The organism is Bifidobacterium sp. LH_449, from assembly GCF_056356755.1.
Window position 1 is genome coordinate 254,040 of sequence record NZ_JBKEUV010000001.1, and the last position, 17,716, is coordinate 271,755.

The 17,716-nt window shown below is 63.0% G+C and carries 13 protein-coding genes and 1 pseudogene; 8 read left to right on the plus strand and 6 right to left on the minus strand.

The annotated features are described in order from the left end of the window. The first annotated feature begins 308 nt into the window (after positions 1-308). Both AC1AX7_RS01055 and AC1AX7_RS01060 read left to right on the plus strand, forming a co-directional pair. Positions 309-1,256 carry an aldose 1-epimerase family protein gene (locus tag AC1AX7_RS01055; protein WP_476508249.1) on the plus strand — a complete coding sequence of 316 codons (948 nt, stop codon included), beginning with the start codon at positions 309-311 and terminating at the stop codon, positions 1,254-1,256. 137 nt (positions 1,257-1,393) lie between these two features. After that, positions 1,394-1,468, plus strand: a complete 75-nt coding sequence (locus AC1AX7_RS01060) for a 50S ribosomal protein bL37 (RefSeq protein ID WP_476508394.1) — start codon at positions 1,394-1,396, stop codon at positions 1,466-1,468. A 186-nt stretch (positions 1,469-1,654) separates the two neighbouring features. On the opposite strand, the gene AC1AX7_RS01065 is transcribed toward AC1AX7_RS01060, so the two are convergent. Both AC1AX7_RS01065 and AC1AX7_RS01070 read right to left on the minus strand, forming a co-directional pair. Continuing rightward, positions 1,655-2,029 carry a hypothetical protein gene (locus AC1AX7_RS01065; RefSeq protein WP_476508250.1) on the minus strand — a complete coding sequence of 125 codons (375 nt, stop codon included), beginning with the start codon at positions 2,027-2,029 and terminating at the stop codon, positions 1,655-1,657. Next, complete coding sequence (locus tag AC1AX7_RS01070) at positions 2,026-2,703, minus strand: sigma-70 family RNA polymerase sigma factor (RefSeq protein ID WP_476508251.1); 678 nt, start codon at positions 2,701-2,703, stop codon at positions 2,026-2,028. Before AC1AX7_RS01070 ends, AC1AX7_RS01065 begins: the two co-directional genes overlap by 4 nt. 142 nt (positions 2,704-2,845) lie before the next feature. On the opposite strand from AC1AX7_RS01070, the gene AC1AX7_RS01075 reads away from it, so the two are divergent. Further along, the gene (locus tag AC1AX7_RS01075; RefSeq protein ID WP_476508252.1) at positions 2,846-4,414 is read left to right on the plus strand and encodes a UDP-N-acetylmuramoyl-L-alanyl-D-glutamate--2,6-diaminopimelate ligase; all 1,569 of its coding nucleotides are present in this window, start codon (positions 2,846-2,848) and stop codon (positions 4,412-4,414) included. Between the two features lie 114 nt (positions 4,415-4,528). Continuing rightward, on the plus strand, positions 4,529-5,533 hold the full coding sequence (locus AC1AX7_RS01080; protein ID WP_476508253.1) for a lipid II:glycine glycyltransferase FemX: 1,005 nt from the start codon (positions 4,529-4,531) through the stop codon (positions 5,531-5,533). Here AC1AX7_RS01080 and smc read toward each other — a convergent pair. Together smc and AC1AX7_RS01090 are read right to left on the minus strand one after the other, a co-directional pair. Beyond that, positions 5,512-9,093, minus strand: a complete 3,582-nt coding sequence (gene smc / locus AC1AX7_RS01085) for a chromosome segregation protein SMC (protein ID WP_476508254.1) — start codon at positions 9,091-9,093, stop codon at positions 5,512-5,514. The two genes, AC1AX7_RS01080 and smc, sit on opposite strands and share 22 nt — an antisense overlap. Positions 9,094-9,101: 8 nt before the next feature. Beyond that, positions 9,102-10,517 (minus strand): annotated as a pseudogene (locus AC1AX7_RS01090) (bifunctional folylpolyglutamate synthase/dihydrofolate synthase); the annotation flags it as partial. Positions 10,518-10,816: 299 nt separating this feature from the next. On the opposite strand from AC1AX7_RS01090, the gene AC1AX7_RS01095 reads away from it, so the two are divergent. The 3 genes from AC1AX7_RS01095 (at position 10,817) to AC1AX7_RS01105 (ending at position 13,461) form a co-directional block, all read left to right on the plus strand. Beyond that, positions 10,817-11,029 (plus strand): FeoA family protein, encoded by a 213-nt coding sequence (locus AC1AX7_RS01095; RefSeq protein WP_476508255.1) that lies wholly within the window; start codon positions 10,817-10,819, stop codon positions 11,027-11,029. A 111-nt stretch (positions 11,030-11,140) separates the two neighbouring features. Continuing rightward, positions 11,141-13,150, plus strand: coding sequence for a ferrous iron transporter B (feoB, locus tag AC1AX7_RS01100; RefSeq protein WP_476508256.1), 2,010 nt, complete (start codon positions 11,141-11,143; stop codon positions 13,148-13,150). Next, entirely contained in the window at positions 13,147-13,461 is a 315-nt protein-coding gene (locus tag AC1AX7_RS01105) for a hypothetical protein (protein ID WP_476508257.1), read from the plus strand. Before feoB ends, AC1AX7_RS01105 begins: the two co-directional genes overlap by 4 nt. On the opposite strand, the gene AC1AX7_RS01110 is transcribed toward AC1AX7_RS01105, so the two are convergent. Together AC1AX7_RS01110 and AC1AX7_RS01115 are read right to left on the minus strand one after the other, a co-directional pair. Continuing rightward, positions 13,442-14,110 (minus strand): ABC transporter ATP-binding protein, encoded by a 669-nt coding sequence (locus AC1AX7_RS01110; protein ID WP_476508258.1) that lies wholly within the window; start codon positions 14,108-14,110, stop codon positions 13,442-13,444. The genes AC1AX7_RS01105 and AC1AX7_RS01110 overlap by 20 nt on opposite strands. 59 nt (positions 14,111-14,169) lie before the next feature. Beyond that, positions 14,170-14,391, minus strand: a complete 222-nt coding sequence (locus AC1AX7_RS01115; RefSeq protein WP_476508259.1) for a hypothetical protein — start codon at positions 14,389-14,391, stop codon at positions 14,170-14,172. A gap of 483 nt (positions 14,392-14,874) precedes the next feature. Between AC1AX7_RS01115 and AC1AX7_RS01120 the strand changes: the two genes are divergently transcribed. Further along, positions 14,875-17,679, plus strand: coding sequence for a transglutaminase domain-containing protein (locus tag AC1AX7_RS01120; protein ID WP_476508260.1), 2,805 nt, complete (start codon positions 14,875-14,877; stop codon positions 17,677-17,679). Positions 17,680-17,716 lie beyond the last annotated feature (37 nt).

Here is a 17,716-nt window from a genome sequence, read left to right on the forward strand (position 1 = left end):
CGTCATCGTCTCCGACCATAGTAGCGTGAGACGGGGGATCGTTCGCCGCGATACGCCCGCAGACGATGCGACGATATAGCAGTGCAACGGTACGGCGATGCGATCATGCGGCGATGCGATAAGCGATGGCGCGATACGATGATGACGCGGCAATACGGCAACACGCAGCGGACGGCATGGCACGACCGATATGACACGCTTCATCCGGAATATTGCGTACCATTATTGTGAGCGATAACAGTCGTTGTCGGCGATACCATGACGTCAACGGCGATCGGACGACACAACACAACATAGGAGTGATCATCATGTCGATTCTGCCTCCCCGCACCGGCCAGCAGTACGCGATTTCCTTCGGCGACTACAAGGCCGTCGTCACCGAGCTGGGCGCGACGCTGCGCAAGCTCACCTACAAGGGCGAAGACCTCATCGTCGCGCTGGGCGCCGACGACCTCGTCTCCTGCTGCCACGGCCAGATTCTGGTGCCGTTCCCGAACCGCGTCGAAGCCGGCGTCTACACCTTCGACGGCACCACCTACACGCTGCCGATCGATGAGCATGACCGCAACACCGCCATTCACGGCTACGGCTACCGTTCGTATTGGAAGCTGGAAAGCCTGACCGAGGATTCCGTCACCTTGAGCTGGCGCGTGCCGAACATGGCGGGCTATCCGTTCGACCTGATCGTCACCGCCGCCTACACGCTGGCCGAAGACGGCCTGCACCTGACCATCAGCGCCTACAACAACGGCGACAAGCGCGCCCCGTGGGCGTTGGCCATCCATCCGTGGCTGGCCAACGGCCTGAACGGCTACGGCGACGAAATCGACGGTCACAATGCGCAGTGCAGCCTGAGCCTGCCGGCCGACACACATGTCACCGTTGACGAGAATCTGATCCCGACCGGCACCGAGCCGGTCGACGGCACCAAGTACGACCTGCGCAACGACGTCAGGCTCACCGAGCAGCCGTTCGATGACGCCTGGACCGACCTGCATCATGACGAAGACGGCACGGTGACCGCCGTCTTCACTCGCCCGGACGGCCTGAAGGTCCGCATCGGCGGCGATGAGACCATCACCTCCTTCCAGGTGTGCACCGGCACCGGATTCCCGGCATGGCAGCATCCGGCGGGCGTGGCCGTCGAACCGCAGACCGCCTATGCGAACGCGTTCAACACCGGCAATGAGCTGATCGTCATCGCACCGGGCGACACGACCTCCACGTCGCTGTTCCTCGGTGCGGTCGTCGACTAGGATTTCAACGTCGTCGATGCGTCGTCGACACGTCGCAGACGCATCGGCGACGCATATCGGCAGGCCCGACTTGTAAAACGTCCTGTCGATGTGCGATAATCCCGAAGGCTTATTAATCGTCAGTAAAGGAGTCCATCATGGGCATGCGCGGACGCAAGCGCAAGGATCGTCGCAAGAAGGCCGCCAACCACGGCAAGCGCCCGAATTGCTGAGATCCTTGTTTCGGTGGTGATCCACCAAACAACGGAAAAGCATATCGGAAAGCCCCTCGAACATCATTTCGAGGGGCTTTCCGCATCTTCACCGTCATATCTTCGCATCGGCCTTGTTCCCGCCGTCCGGCAGGCCGGCCGACGTCACGGCCGGCACCGCAACCGGCATCCGACCGGCATCACTGCTTAAAGATCTTCGCAGCAGCAATGGTCCAGCGTCGCCTTCAGACGCTCCAACAAGCAGTCCGGCGCCTGTTCGGGCCGCAAAAAGGCCCGCATCATCATGATCAACGCACGTTCACGCTCGTCGCAGCAGGTCTCGGGGTCGAAGCAGTCGCCGTGGCCTGCGGCGGCCTCGGCGCAATCATCATGCAAGCCCGCGCGCGAAGCGGCGGCGACGTCGGCACACGGGTCGGCGACGATGACTGCGCGGGAATCAGCCGGCGAATCGGCGGAATCGACGTATGTCGTCGAGGAAACGTGCACTTCGGCGCGCGTGACGCCATCGCAATCGCGCTGAATAATGCGGACATGCTCACATCGTTCGATCGGGCCCTTCATGACCGCTCCTTCCCATCGTCTGCCGACTGCGCCTCATCAATTCCATTATCGCCGTTTGCCGCGCGCGGGGAATTCGCGGACAGTGAACCCGCCGCCGCGCCTCTCCGGGACGCGTTTCCGTACCCGCGCTCCCTCGCATACGCCGCCAATTCACGTTTCAGCTGCGTGCGCGCACGGTTCAGACGGCTCATCACCGTACCGATCTTCACGCCCTGCTCGTCGGCGACCTGCTGATACGACTTGCCGTCGATCGCCGCGTCGATGAACACCTGCCGGCGTTCCGGAGTCAGTTTCGCCAGCGCCGCCATGATCTCCTCCGGCGCGAATCCGTCCAGATATATGTCTTCGGCGGACTTCAGCCCCTCACCGGTGTGCCCGGAGGCGGAATAGATATCCCAGTCATCGTATTCGCCGGTGGAATCGTTGGCGCGCTGCGGGCGGCGCTTCGCCTTGGCGTACTGGTTGAAATACGTGTTGCGTTCAATCGTGGTCATCCAGGCTTCGAAATTCGTTCCCTGCGCGAACGAATCGAAGGATTTGAATCCTTTTTCGAAGGTGTCCTGCACCAGATCCTGCGCATCGTCGGGATTATTGGTCAGCTTCATGGCCTGCCGATACAATGCGTCGACGGCAGGCATGGCCAACCGTTCAAACCGCGCTCGTTTATGCGCCATGGTCTCGGTCTGCTCATTCGTCACGAATCCCTATTGTATCGGGGCTTCGTATTTTTGCGGGGTACTTGGCGGCGCACATCATAGGACACGCACATACGGGACTGTAGAATTGCTATTCGGTACGAAACTAGGGAGACATGGCATGCCTTTGACTTTGCAATCCGCCGCGGCTTTGCTGGACGCGCATCATCTGCTGCGCGAGATCATCCACGGCGACGTCTGGACCATGAACGCGTCCGATATCGCACGATCGGATTCGCCGTTCGCCGCGATCACCTACGACACCAGGCATGTGACGCCCGGCACGCTGCTGTGCTGCAAGGGGCGTTTCAAAGGCGAATATCTCGCCGACATCGACGCGCATGGTTTGGCGGCGTATGTTGCCGAAACGGATTTTTCGCGGTATACCGCCGCTCCCGGCCTGATCGTCGACAACGCGCAGCAGGCGATGAGCCTGCTGTCCGCGGAATTCTACGGCCGCCCGCAGGATGAGCTGACCGTCATCGGCATCACCGGCACCAAAGGCAAGACGACGACCGCGTATTTCACGCATGCGCTGCTGAATGCGTATTCGCACGGCAGGGCCGCGCTGTTTTCGTCGGTCGACAATTGCCTGGACGGACGCACCTACAGCGAATCCGATCTGACGACGCCGGAATCGATGGATGCGTTCCGCATGATGCGCGACGCCGTCGATAACGGCATGCGGTATCTGGTGATGGAGGTCTCGTCGCAGGCCTACAAGGTCAATCGCGTACACGGCCTCACCTTTGACGTCGCCGCCTTTTTGAATGTGTCGCCCGATCATATCAGCCCGATCGAGCATCCCACTTTTGAGGATTATTTCAATTGCAAACGCCAGATCGTACGCAACGCGAAATCGCTGGTGCTGGGCGCCGGTTTCGGGCATGCCGATCTGATTTTGCAGGATGCGCGCCGCTGCGATATCCCGGTGACGACGTTTGCGGTCGACGACGCCGCCAATGGCGCTGCATCCGATGCCGCGACCGCGCATCATATCGCGGCGCGTCCTGTCGATGACGCCCACACCGCGTTCGCTTTGGAACGCGACGGCCGTGATCTGGGACGGATCAGCCTGTCGGTCGACGGCGATTTCAATTATGCGAACGCCGCCGCCGCGGTCGCCATCCTCTCCGCCGCCGGAATCGATGCCGTCGACGCGCAGATGCTGCAGGCGATGGAATCGGTGCGTATCGCGGGTCGTATGGAACAGTTCGCCGACCCGCAGTCCGATACGCTCGCGATCGTCGATTATGCGCATAACTATCTTTCGACGACGGCGCTGCTTGATTACGTCGACCAGCGGTATGCCGACCGTGAGCCGCGCATCACGTTGGTGACGGGATCGGCGGGGAACAAGGCGCTCGACCGCCGCAAGGAGATCGTCGAAGCGGCCCAATACCGCATCGAACGGCTTATCCTGACCTATGAGGACACCGATACCGAACCGGTCGAGGACATCTGCAACGACATGCTCGGCCACGTCACCAACCCGGATCTGGCCGCGACCATCATCCTCGACCGTACGCAGGCCGTCGAAACCGCACTGAGAGAGGCCCGTGCGGACGAGGGCCGGTTCGATGTCGTGCTGATCATCGGCAAGGGCGACGAACGTTGGATCAAAGCGTTGAACAAGCATGTGCCGTATGAAGGCGACGACCGCGTGGTCATGCGCGTTTTCGGCGTATGATCCACGGAATCGGACCAGCCGGCGCACGCATGGCGGCCGCGGAGCAGCCCCGGCCCAGCAAGCAAGTACACTCGGAAACATACGAATTCCTGGCATCGGACCAAGGAGAACAGCATGATCGCCATTGAACACACCGATTTCACGCTTTTTGAACAGACCGCCGCGGACCATGATGTGACGCTGCCCATCGAACAGACCGAAGTCTGGTCGAAATTCCAGGGTGACGTCGAAGGCCGCACCCCATGGCGCTGCCTGCTGGCCAAGCGCGACGGCCAGGTCGTCGCGATGCTGTCGCTGATCGACTATGCCACGCACGGCTACCATTATCTGCGTTCCATGCACGGCCCGGTCTGGGTGGACGGCAAGCCGAACGAAGCGGAGGAACGCGAGGTCGTCGACGCGATCGTGCGATATGTTCGCGAGCATGACAGGAACGTTGCGTTCCTGCGTCTGGATACATGGTATGAGGATGGCACGTTCCCGGTGCTGTCGACGATTCCTTACAACGAAACCGTCGTCGTCGACCTGACCGGCGGCGACGAGCAGATCCTCGCCCGCATGAAGAAGCGCGGCCGCCGTGATGTGCGCAAGGCCCTGCGTGAAAGCCCCGCCGAATGCGCGGATGAGACACGGACCGCCACACGCGATTTCTCGCCGTTCTATGAGGTCATGGTCGAAACCGCGCAGCGCGACGGCTTCGCCCCCGCTCCGATGAGCGACTATACCGACATGATCGAGGCCCTTGGACCGGATCATTGCCGTGTTTTCGCGGCGCGCATCGACGGACGTGTCGTCGCTTGGTCGATCGTCACGATCAGCGGCGACCATGCCGTGTACTATTACGCGTCCATGCGCACCGAAGTCATGCGCCAGCAGGTGCCCGACAAGCTGCTGTACACCATCTGCTGCACGCTGGGCGAGCGCGGCTGCACGCAGATCGACCTGATGGGCATCGGCAATGATTTCGCGCCGTCACTGTCTTCGCTGAACACGTTCAAAACGAAGTTTTCCGAAGATGTCACGCAGGTTGCGCCGGCGCGTGACATCCCCGTGAAGAAAACCTTCTATTCGGCGCTGCGAACGCTGCGGTCGGTCCGTCATTCGCTGCGCAGGCGCTGACTGACCACGGCGGTGACGCCGTCCGCGCGCATCGTCACGCCGTACAGCGCGTCGGCGATGCTCATCGTGCGCTGCTGATGCGTGATGACGATCAGCTGCGCGCGATCGCGCAGGTCGTCGAGCGCGGTCAGCAGGCGCGTCAGATTCACGTCATCCAACGCGGCCTCCACTTCGTCCAGCACGTAGAACGGGCTGGGACGTGCGGTGAAGATGGCGAACAGCAGCGCCAATGCGGTCAGCGAACGTTCGCCGCCCGACAGCAGGCTCAGGCGGCGGACCTTCGTGCCGGCCGGATTGGCTTCCACCAGCACGCCGGAGGTCAGCGGATCCGCGGGATTCTCCAAACGCAAACGGCCCTTGCCGCCGGGGAACAGCGTGGCGAACACCTGCTCGAAGGCTTCGGCGACATCATCGAACGCGGACTGGAAGGTCTGCGTCATCCGCTCGTCCAGCTGCCGGATCAGGCTCATCAGATCGTCGCGGCTTTTCGCCACGTCGTCGCGCTGCGCCTTCAGATACCGGTCGCGGGCCTCCAATGCCTCGAACTCCTCGACGGCCAGAGGGTTGACCTTGCCCAGCTTGTCGAGATCGCGTTTCGCCTGATTGAGACGGTTGACCTGTTCCTGACGCACGTACACGGCCGGCTGCGCGTCATCGGCCGTCGGAATCGGCGCCACCGGCTGATCCGGGCCGTATTCGGCCACCAACTGGTCGAAATCGTAGCCCATCTCCCCCGCGACCTGTTCGGCCAGACGATCATAGTCGGCATGGATGCGTTCACGTTCCACGGCCAGTTCATGCTCGTCGACGCGCAGACGTTCCACCTGCGGTTCCACGACGTCGCGGCGTTCGCGCAGCGTCTTCAATTCGGCGTCATGGCCCGCCGATTCCCGCTGCAGCCTGTCGCGGCGTTCAATCACCCGGTCGATGCGCCGGCTCAGGACATCCGCCGTTTCAGCGGCATCCTGCGCTACAAGCCGCGCGCGGGCGGCATTGACGCGACGTTCCTCGTTCAATCGTTCCGTCTGCTCGCGCCGGCGCGCTGCGCGGGCGGCCCTATCGGCAAGCCCGTCCGCCGCACGGCGCGACGCCTCGGCCTTATGCGTCGCATCGTTCAATGCGATCCGCGCGGCGACCTCCTCTTCGCGCGCCTGATTCAGCGACCGCTCCAGCTCCTGCTGCCGCGCCGTCAAGGCGTCGGCGTCGCCCGCATCATGCCGCGGCTGCCGCAACGCGTCGCAGGCGATCCGCAATTCCTCCAAACGCTGCGCATGCGACTGCGCCTCCTCATGGGAACGCGCGATGCCCGTCTCGATCACCGTGATCTTGCGATCGCAGTCTTCGATGCCTTCCGCCAAGTCCTTCGCGGCATCCTCCATCTGACGGATGCGCAAACGGTTTTCCGAACGTTTCGTCCGCTCCGATTCAACCTGCAGACGCGCATCGTCGACGGCCCGTTCGGCGGCGTCCGACTGCGTCTGCAGATCCCGCGACGATGCTTCCAATGATTGCGCCTCCTGCAGGGCGCGGTCGCGGCGGGCGGCAAGCGACAGGTCGCTTTGCGCGGCGGCGCCGCCATATGCGGCGACTCCTGCGGTGAAGACTTCGCCGTTGCGCGTGATGGCGCGATGCCAGCCGTCGCCCACGGCCCGCGCCGCCTCTTGGGGCGTTGCGACGGCGGCGACGTCGGCGAGCAGCGCGCGCACCGCGTTCACGACCGATGCGGCCAACGATGGATCGGCGCCGTCCTTTGGCCGAATCAACGCGGATGCGGCATTGATATCGGATGCCGCGCCGGTGCGGGCGGCGACGGTTCCGACGATGCCGCCATCGGCGCCGTCATCGTCCGCGGCGACGCCTTGCATTGGCGTCAGCACTGCGATTCTGCCGGAACCGGACTGCCCGATCTGCTGCATGGCGCGAATCAGATCGTCCTTTCCCGGCACGACCAGAGCGCCGGCATAACCGTCCAAAGCGCGGGCGATGGCCTCTTCCCAGCCTTCTTCGATGTGAATGCATTCGGCGAGGCGCCCCAGCACGTCGATTCCGGAGGATTCATCCAACACGCCGGCACCGTCGCGGCCGGCCAAGGTGTCGGCGATCGCATCGGCCTTGGACCGCAACGCGATGATGCGGCTTTCCGACTGCCTGCGCCGCGCCGTAAGCTCATGCGCCGCCGACTGGCGTTCTTCCAACGTTTTTCGGGCATTCTCAAGCGCTGCGCCGTCATCGTCGGCGAGCGTGCGACGCTGTGCCGCCAATTCCTCGCCGCGAGCCTTCAGCTGCCGCAACTGATGCCGCAATTCATCACGGCGCGCCTGCAGATCGTTCGCACGCGTCCGCGCAAGCTGATGCGCGGATTCCTCACGCGTCATCAGTTCGCGCAGATTCGCGGCCTGATCGTCGCGTTGCTTCGCCAATTGCCGCAATTCGCCGATGCTGCGGCGCACCTGCGCCAGACGCTGTTCGATCTGCACGCGCCGCTCGGCGACCTTCCGCGCCTCCGCATTCGCGGTTTCGACCTGCGCACGATCGTTCTGCGCGGCTTGCGCGGCCTCTTCCGCCTGCTTTTCGAGCATGGCCGGGTCTTCGCCGAAATCGGTGACGATCTGCGAGACGAACATGCCGGAACGTTCCTTCGCCAGCTCGGCCAGCGAGCGCAGTCGTTCCTGGATGCGCGTCAGCTCCTGCAGCATGCGGTTCGCCTGCGCGATTTCCGGGCTGGCCTTCGCGCTCGAAGCCTCCAAACGTTCGATGCTCAGACGCAGATCGGCCAGTTCACGCTGCTGATGCTGCAATTTCGCGCGTACGGCGGCGATGTCGCCGTCCACTCGTTCGCGATTGCGCATCGCCGCCTGTGCGTCGTCGGCCCAGATGCGGGCCTGCGCATCGCGCATGGTCAGGCGGATCGTTTCGGCGCGCTTCCATACGCGCGCCTGCCGGCCGAGCGGGCCCATCTGGCGCTGCAGTTCGCGCAGCATGTCGTCGGCGCGGCTCAGATTCGCTTCCGTGCTCGTCAGCTTGCGCAACGCGCGCTCCTTGCGGCGGCGATGCTTCAGAATGCCGGCCGCCTCTTCGATGAACGCGCGATGCCCGCTCGGATCGGCCTGCAGGATGGCGTCCAGACGGCCTTGGCCCACGATGACGTGCATCTGCTGGCCGAGGCCCGTATCGCTCAGCAGTTCCTGAATGTCAAGCAGCCGGCAGGGCGTGCCGTTGATCGCGTATTCGGACCCGCCGTTACGGAAGATGGTGCGCGAGATCGTCACTTCCGTATAGTCGATATCGAGCGTGCGGTCGCTGTTGTCGATGGTCAGCGACACCTGCGCACGGCCCAATGGGGCGCGGCCCGGGGCTCCGGAGAAGATGACGTCCTCCATGGAGGTGCCGCGCAGGTTCTTCGCACCCTGCTCGCCCATGACCCAGGCCAGTGCGTCGACGATATTCGATTTTCCGGAACCGTTCGGGCCGACGACCGCGGTGATGCCCGGCTCGAATCGCAGGGTCGTGGCGGAGGCGAACGATTTGAAACCGCGTAGGGTGAGTTCTTTCAGATACATATGGTCTACACGCGCTCCGACTTCGGCTTGGCCAGATCAGGGTTGATGCGTTCCTTCAGCATCGTGCGGGCGTCGCCCGCGGTGACGAAGCTGCCGCAGATGAGCACGCCGTGGCCGTAGCCGACACCCGATTCGTCTTCGGCGTCGACCATGTTGACGGCCTCCTGGATGGCGTCGGGCAGTTCGGGAATGCAGGTCACGCGTTCCGGGCCGAACACGCCGTCGGCGATCTTCTTCAGCTCTTCGGCGGGCATGACGCGTTCGCGCCACGAATTCTCGGTGACGATCACATGGCTGAGCAGCGGTTCGAGCACGCCCAGGTATTCCTCGACCTGCTTGTCGCCCATCATGGCGACGACGCCGACGAGCTGCTGGAAATCGTAGTTCTCCTCGATCGCGGCGCGCAGGGCTTCGGCGGCGTTCACGTTATGGCCGCCGTCGAGGATGATGGTCGGCGACGTGCGGATCTGTTCGATGCGTCCCGGCACCTTCACGCCGGACAGCGCTTCTGCCACGACGTCGCCGTCAAGCGGCCCGTTGACCGGGATGACGGCCTCGCACGCGACGAGCGCGGCGAGCGCGTTATGCGCCTGATGCCGGCCGAATTTCGCGACCGGGACCTCCGTATAGGTGCCGTTCGGCGTGCGCAGCGTGACGACCTGGCCGCCGACGGCCGGCATGCGGGAGACGACTTCGGATTCGTAGCCGTCGCGTACAAGCGTGGCATGGTTTTCCCGTGCGGCCTGTCCGATGATGGGCATCACTTCGTTTTCGTGCGGCTGCGGGCCGATGACGGCGGTGCAGTCCGGCTTGATGATGCCGGCCTTCTCCTGCGCGATCTGTTCGACGGTGTCGCCCAGCCATTGCATGTGGTCCATGTCGATCGGCCCGATGACGGCGGCGTCCGCGTCGAGCACGTTCGTGGCGTCCCAGGCGCCGCCCATGCCGACTTCGACGACGGCCACGTCGACGGGCGCGTCGGCGAATTTCCAGATGGCCATGGCGGTGAGCACTTCGAAGAAGCTCATCTTCGGCTTGCCGAGCTCCTCCATTTTCGCGTCGACCATGCCGACCAGGTCCTTGACCTGATCCCACGCGTCGACGAAGTCGTCGTCGGACAGCGCCTGCCCGTCGATGGCGATGCGTTCGTTGATGCGTTCCAGATGCGGCGACGTGTACAGGCCGGTGCGCATGCCGTAGGCGCGGCAGATGGCTTCGGCCATGCGTGCCGTGGAGCCTTTGCCGTTGGTGCCGGTCACGTGGATGACGCGGAAGGACTCCTCCGGGTGTCCCAGAATGTCCAGCATCAGATTCATGCGGTCAAGATCCAGATTGGTGGTGTTGTGTTCCGGCGGACGGCTCATGATGTCACGTTCGACTTCGATGATGCTCCGGCCTTCGCGATTGGGATGTTCGAATGACATACGGCTCCTCTGTATCTGCGCCACGCCTTACTGTTCTGCGCTACGGCTACGCTTAAACCTTCACCATTCTAGTGGCGTGTGCGAACTTGGGTTTCCCCCGTGCGCCGAACGCGGTCCGGCGCGGCTATGCGCCCCGGGCCGCGTCCCACCATGCAGAAATTTTTCGGCTGGGGTATTGACTTTTCCCCACCGGCAATGTGCAATGAATACGAACAGGTGTGCGGCGCCATGCGTGGATGGCGCCGCACACCTTCCGCGCATGCATGATTCGTTTCCGACAGCAGATGAAGGATGTGGATATGACGTTGGCTGACGCCGAGGAGGGGAAAGAGTACGTCGTTCGCGCCATCGACAGCGATGACGACGAGCTGCTCTCCTTTCTGCTCTCGCTCGGATGCTACGTGGGGCAACCCGTCACCGTGGTGTCGCGTCGCCGCGGCGGATGCGTGATCGCCGTCAAAAACGGACGATACGGCATCGACGGCCAGCTGGCTGCGCTGATCCAGGTCTGACCGCGACCGCGGACCGACGCGAATCCACCCTCATATTCCGACACCATTCCGTCATCATCCGACCGCCGCCGCAACGGCAGCGGGGATCCGTCATACCTCCAGGAGAGCACTATGCGCATCGCACTGGCCGGCAATCCGAATTCCGGCAAAACCACCATGTACAACGCGTTGACCGGGCGCAACGAAAAAGTCGGCAACTGGTCGGGCGTCACCGTCGCCAAAAAGGAGCACGCCGTACGCCGATCGTATCAGGGCGACGCGCAGGAACTGATCTTGGTCGACCTTCCCGGCGCCTATTCCATGTCGCCGTTCACCTCCGAGGAAAGCATCACCAGCGCATACGTCAGACATGAACGGCCGGACGTCATCATCAACATCGTCGACGCCACCAATCTCAACCGAAGCCTGTTCTTCACCACGCAGCTCCTGGAATTGGGCATCCCGATGGTCGTCGCGCTCAACAAAAGCGACGTCAGCGCCAGACAGCACACCGCGATCGACGTGAGGACGCTGGCGCAACGGCTCGGATGTCCCGTCGTCGAAACCGTGTCGACGACCGGGCAAGGACTGCAGGCCTCGATCGACGCGGCGGTCTCCGTCGCCGGCAGGCCACGACCGGCGGCACCGTTCGTCGAGGGCGACATCGACCTTACCGACAAGCAAGCCGTGGAACGGAGCGACCGGCAGCGCTTCGACTTCGTCAACACGCTGGCCGGCGACGTCGAACGGAGTGAAACCCCGGCCCACCAGCGCAACATCAACGACGACATCGACTCGATCCTGACCAACAGGTTCATCGGCATACCCGTGTTCGCCCTGGTCATGTTCCTCGTATTCCAGATCTCACAGGTCTGGGTGGGCCCGTTCATCGCCGACGCTTTGACGGCGTGGATCACGGCCTTCCAGGAATACGTGGCCGGCCTGCTGACGGACGCCAATGCGCTGTTGACGGCCCTGCTCGCCGACGGCATCATCGGAGGCGTGGGCGCCGTCATCGGATTCCTCCCGCTGGTCATGGTCATGTATTTCCTCATCGCGCTTTTGGAGGACTGCGGCTACATGTCACGCGTCTCCGTCGTGCTCGACCCCATCTTCAAGACGGTGGGACTTTCCGGCAAATCCGTCATCCCCTTCGTCATCGGCACAGGCTGCGCCATCCCGGGCATCATGGCGAGCCGAACGATACGCAACGAAAGGGAACGCCGCGCCACCGCGATGCTGACGCCCTTCATGCCCTGCGGCGCGAAGATCCCCGTGATCGCATTGTTCGCCGGCGCGTTCTTCGACGATGCAGGCTGGGTCAGCTTCATCATGTACGTCACCGGCATCGTGCTGATCTTCTTCGGCGCGCTGCTGGTGGGCAGGATCACCGGATACCGCAACCGCAAGCCGATGTTCATCATCGAACTGCCCGAATACAAGATCCCGTCACCGAAGTTCGCGTTCAAGGCCATGTGCGCGCGCGGCTGGGCGTACATCGTGAAAGCCGCCACCATCATCCTGCTGTGCAACACCGCCGTGCAGATCATGCAGACGTTCACATGGAATTTCCAAGTGGCCGAATCGGCAGGCGATTCCATTCTGGCTTCCATCGCCTCCCCCTTCGCCCATCTGCTCGTGCCCATCGTCGGCGTGTACAGCTGGCAGCTCGCCGCGGCGGCCGTGACGGGCTTCATCGCGAAGGAGAACGTCGTCGGCACGCTGGCGGTCTGCTTCGTGGGATTGGAGAACCTCATCGACACCGAGGAGCTGGCCATGGTGGAGGGCGCCGGCGCCCAGGTCTCCGGCGTCCTCGCCATCACCAAGGTCGCGGCGCTGGCCTATCTGATGTTCAACCTGTACACGCCGCCATGCTTCGCCGCCATCGGCGCCATGAACTCCGAACTGCGCAGCAAAAAGTGGCTCTTCGGCGGCATCGGACTGCAGCTCGGCACCGGCTACACCGTCGGATTCCTCGTCTACCAGATCGGCACGCTCATCACCACGGGCGCGACCGGCCCCGGATTCGTGCCGGGACTGGTCGCCGTGCTGGCGTTCGTCGCCGTAATCGCCGGACTGTGCGTGAACGCCGACAGGAACATCGCCCGTGAATACGCGTTGGAAGGGGCCAAGGCGGCATGATCGACATCGTTCTGACCCTCATCATCGCCGTCATCGTGCTCGCGGCCGGCGGATACGTCTACCGTTCCAAAAGGAACGGCATCAAATGCGTGGGATGCCCGATCGCCCGCACCTGCGCCGTGAAGGACGCCGTTGCGGGGAAGGCCGCCGGCAATACACGATCCGCCTGCTGCGGCGAGACGATCGTCAGGCGCACGGCATCCGGGCAGGGCATGCGGGACGCGGCATCCGACGGTTTCCGAAAGACCGGACGGCCGGTCGCGGGCTCAGGCTCCCGCCGTCGACCCGCGCCTATGCCGACAGGTCGATGATCCGGTCGGCTTCCGCCGCATCCCCTTCGTTATGCGTCGTGTATGCCACGATTGCGCCGCCGTCCGCGAAATCGCGCAGATGACGCATGACCGTGGCACGATTTTCCGCATCGAGCGCGGCGGTCGGCTCATCGGCGAGAACGATGCGCGGAGAGCGGATGGCGATGCGTGCGATCGCGACACGTTGCTGCTCCCCGCCGCTCAGCGTATAGACAAGACGGTTCCCGTAGTTCTCCAGATGGACGTCACGCAGGGCGCGACGTATGCGCTGCCGTCCGATGGCGGCCGGCACTCCGCCGCAACGCAAGGCCAGCCGCAGGTTTTTGGCGACGGTCCATTGCTCCACGAGGGCATAGTTCTGAAACATGAAGCCCATGACGTCGCGATGCATGCGACGTCGGGCCCGCGCGGCGCCATCCGTAAGATTCCATGAGCCGTAAGCGACGACGCCTTCGGTCGGTGGTTCCAGAAGGCCGAGGACGTTGAGCAATGTGGTTTTCCCGCAGCCGCTCGCCCCGGTGATGGCCGTCATGCTGCCGGGATGGAAATCCAGGTCCAATCCGGACCATAGGACACGTTCGCCCATACGCTTGGACAGATTACGGACGGATAGCGTTGCGCCGGATGTCTGTAGTGCCGTTGCGGACATGATGGCGTTTCCTTTCTTGGGATTGTGATGAAGATTGCGGACGAATGACTCGGAATAGGTCAGGGATGTTTGATGCTGTCCGCGCGGAGCTGCGAATCATAGACGACCGTGGTCGTCATGGTGGCGGCCGCGAACGCCAAGGAAACGACCAACGCGCAGAATGTGTCATGAAGCGCCGCCGATGAGGCGATGGCCGACGTCAGGCACAGGCCGAAGGTGACGATCGAGGCGACGCCATACCGTATGTGCAGGGGGGCGCCGTGCACGAACGCGACGAACATGATCTGCCGGCGAAGCGTGCACAATACCAGTGACAGTATGATGCCGACGGTTGAAGAACAGACGCTTATTGGGCAATGTTTCGATCGTCTCGACCACCTCATCACCTTTCATCAGCGTAAGCATCTGACATGTTTGCGGCATTTTCAGCTCTTCAGACCTTCAAAATCACCGAACCCGCTATTCAGTGGGCACTTTTTGCATTCAGTGGGCACCTGGTTTTGAAAGCCTTCAGACAGGGATATAAGGAAATACAAGGAATTGCAGTTCTGTGGCCTGAAACGTGCCGCGATTCAGGTGCCCACTGAATGCATAAAGTGCCCACTGAATCTAAACAATATGGAAATTAGGCCAATCGCAGACATCCGCGAACGATTGAAGCTGATGAATCTCGCATTTCCACCCCGTACCGAACCGCCGCGCGGCGGCACCTTACCGACCTTGCTTCTATCATTGTTCGAAAACGAGTATGCAGGGGGCAACACGTGACCAGCTTATGTTCCGACCGGCTGCGGGAGTATGCCGACCGTCATTATGAGCGCCGGCTTGGCATACTGCCGACGCAAGTCAAGAACCGCGCCGAAACGTTGACCGGCGACCGTCTGACGCTTATGCGGTATCTGCTGGGCACGATGCCGTTGCAGGACGTGCTGTCGACGCCGTTCGACACGTTGCTCTCCTATGCCGATCATGCTCTGATGCTGCGCGCCTCCATGCCGTGGACGCGGTCCATGCCCGAAGACGTCTTCGTGCATTTCGTGCTGGCGCCGCGCATCAACGACGAGCGTCTGGAGGACTGCCGCCCGGTCTTTTTCGAACAGTTGTGCGACCAAGTATTGCCCAGCCAAGTACTGCACGACCATGCACCGCACAGCCAAATGCCGCACATGCAAGAGCCGCCACACTGCCACGCCGCCACAGACTCCCCCGCAAATCTGGAACGGCTCATCCTCGATACGAACTATTGGTGCGCGTCCCAGGTCACATATCAGGCTTCCGACGAGCGCACGATCTCCCCGCTTGGCGCATGGCGGCGTGGTGTGGGCCGTTGCGGCGAGGAGTCGTCGTTCGCCGTCACCGCGCTGCGTTCCATCGGCGTCGCCGCCCGGCAGGTGTATGCGCCGTGGTGGGCGCATTGCGATGACAATCATGCCTGGGTCGAAGTGTGGGATGGCGAGCGCTGGCATTACCTGGGCGCATGCGAACCGGAGGAAGTGCTTGACGACGGCTGGTTTTCCAATGCCTCCGCCCGCGCCTTGCTGGTGCATACGCGCCTGTTTTCCGACTATTCGTGCGGCACGGTTGACGCCACGACGGACGCCGGCCGTGAAGGCTGCGTGCTGCTGCATAATGTGACCGCCCGCTATGCGCCGGTGGGCGTGCTGCATGTGCTGGTGTCGGGGCCGGACGGGACTCCCCTGCCGCATGCGAGCGTGTCCTGCTATGCGCTGAATATGGCGGGATTGCAGTCTTTGGCCACCGTGCGGTGTGACGGGGAAGGCCGCGCATCGCTTACGTTGGGCTGCGGCACGGTCATGCTTTCCGCTTCCGGCGAGGACGGCCAATGGTACGGCGAAATGATGGCGTGCCCGCAGAGCGATACGCCGCAGCATCTTACGATCACGCTGCACGCCTGCGACGGGAACGCTGACAGCAAGGCCGCCGCCAACGAAATCACGCAAAATGCCGCCGATGCCACGACGCCGCCCTGCGCGGATTTCGACGTCATGGCTCCCGTCGACGCGCCGCAGCCGCATACCGTTCCCTCATCGCGGCAGCGAGCCGTCGCATCAGGTCGCGCTCAAGATTGCGAGCGCCGCCGCCAGGCCCGTCTGCATGCGTACCGCCGGCAGGCGCATGAAGCCTGGCGGCGGCTGCCGGAAGCTTTCCGTTCGGATGGGCTGCTGCATATTCTTGAGGCGAGCGCCGGCAATTTCGGGCAGATCATCCGTTTTGTGCAGCGCGACGAGCGGCCTGACCGTGTTGAGCTGCTTCGTATGCTGCCCGGCAAGGATTATGCGGATTGCGATGCGGATGTTCTGGAGGATTTTCTGCAGTCGATGCGTGAAGCGCGCAGCATGTACGGCCTTGACGCCCGCGCCGACTGCCATGGCGTCGCGGTTGGCGACGACAAGGCCGATGCGCCGTCGCCGGCTCCGCAGCTGTATGCCGGCCCTCGCGTGTATTGCGAACCTTTGACAGCATGCCGCACATGGCTGCGCGAACATTATGCCGACTATGACGCGCCTGATATCGATGAGGCGCGGCGCGATCCCCGTCTGTGGTGGGATTGGCTGTCCCAGGCCACGCATCCGGTCGACGATCAGGCGTCGCCGAAGCTCATATTCGATGTGCGCACCATGCTGGAATTCGGCGTGGCCACTCCCCTGTCCCGCGCGGTCGCGTTCGTGCAATGCGCGCGCACGTTCGGCATACCCGCCCGTCTGAATGCGTTGACGTTGCGCGCCCAATATTGGGATGGCGCCGGTTTTGCCGATGCCGCCGGCGTTGCCTGCCGAATGCTGCCGCTTGGGAACGCGCCGCATGATGATTATGCCGTGCATTGGGCGGTTTCGCGTTTGGTACACGACGACGCCGGGGCATTGGCGTGGCGTTCCTGCCTGCCGTTGTCGCCCGATTTGACGGGCACCGCCGACGCCGCCGATTGGCTGATGCCCGCCGGCGCATATCGTGTCGTCACGTCGACGCGTCTGCCGAATGGCGGCCAGCTGGCGCGCGCCTGGGATATGCATATCGATGATCCCAGCGATGCCGCCGCTTGCGACCAGCCAATATCATTGACGTATCGTCAGGCCGATACGAATGATCTGTTCGTCCGTATTGAAGTCGACGATGCGCGATTGCATGATCTTCTTCGCAAAGCCGATTCGCGAAGCGACGCCCCGACATTGCTGGCATTGTTGGATTTGGGCGCGGAGCCCACCGCGCATGTTTTGAATGAGATGCTGGCGGCGGCCCCCGCCTTGCGGGAATCGTCATTGAATATCGTCGCCGTATTGGATTCCGGCGCTTCCATTGACGGCATGCTGCGCACGGTGATGAGGGCGATGCCGAAGATGCGATGCGTTTCCGCGGATTTCGACGTGATTCATGAGCGGCTGGCTCGTCGCATGTATGTCGATCCTTCCGCTCTGCCGCTGATGGTGTTGTTCGATGCGACGCAGCCGCGCGATATCGGCCTGTATGCGTGCGCCGGATATAACGTGGGCAGCGTCGCGTTGACGATGCGTCTCGCGCAGGCGTGGCGGGACGGGAACGGGCTTTGCTGAAAACGGAAGATGCCGGTGAGGTATTGTCCGCTCTTCG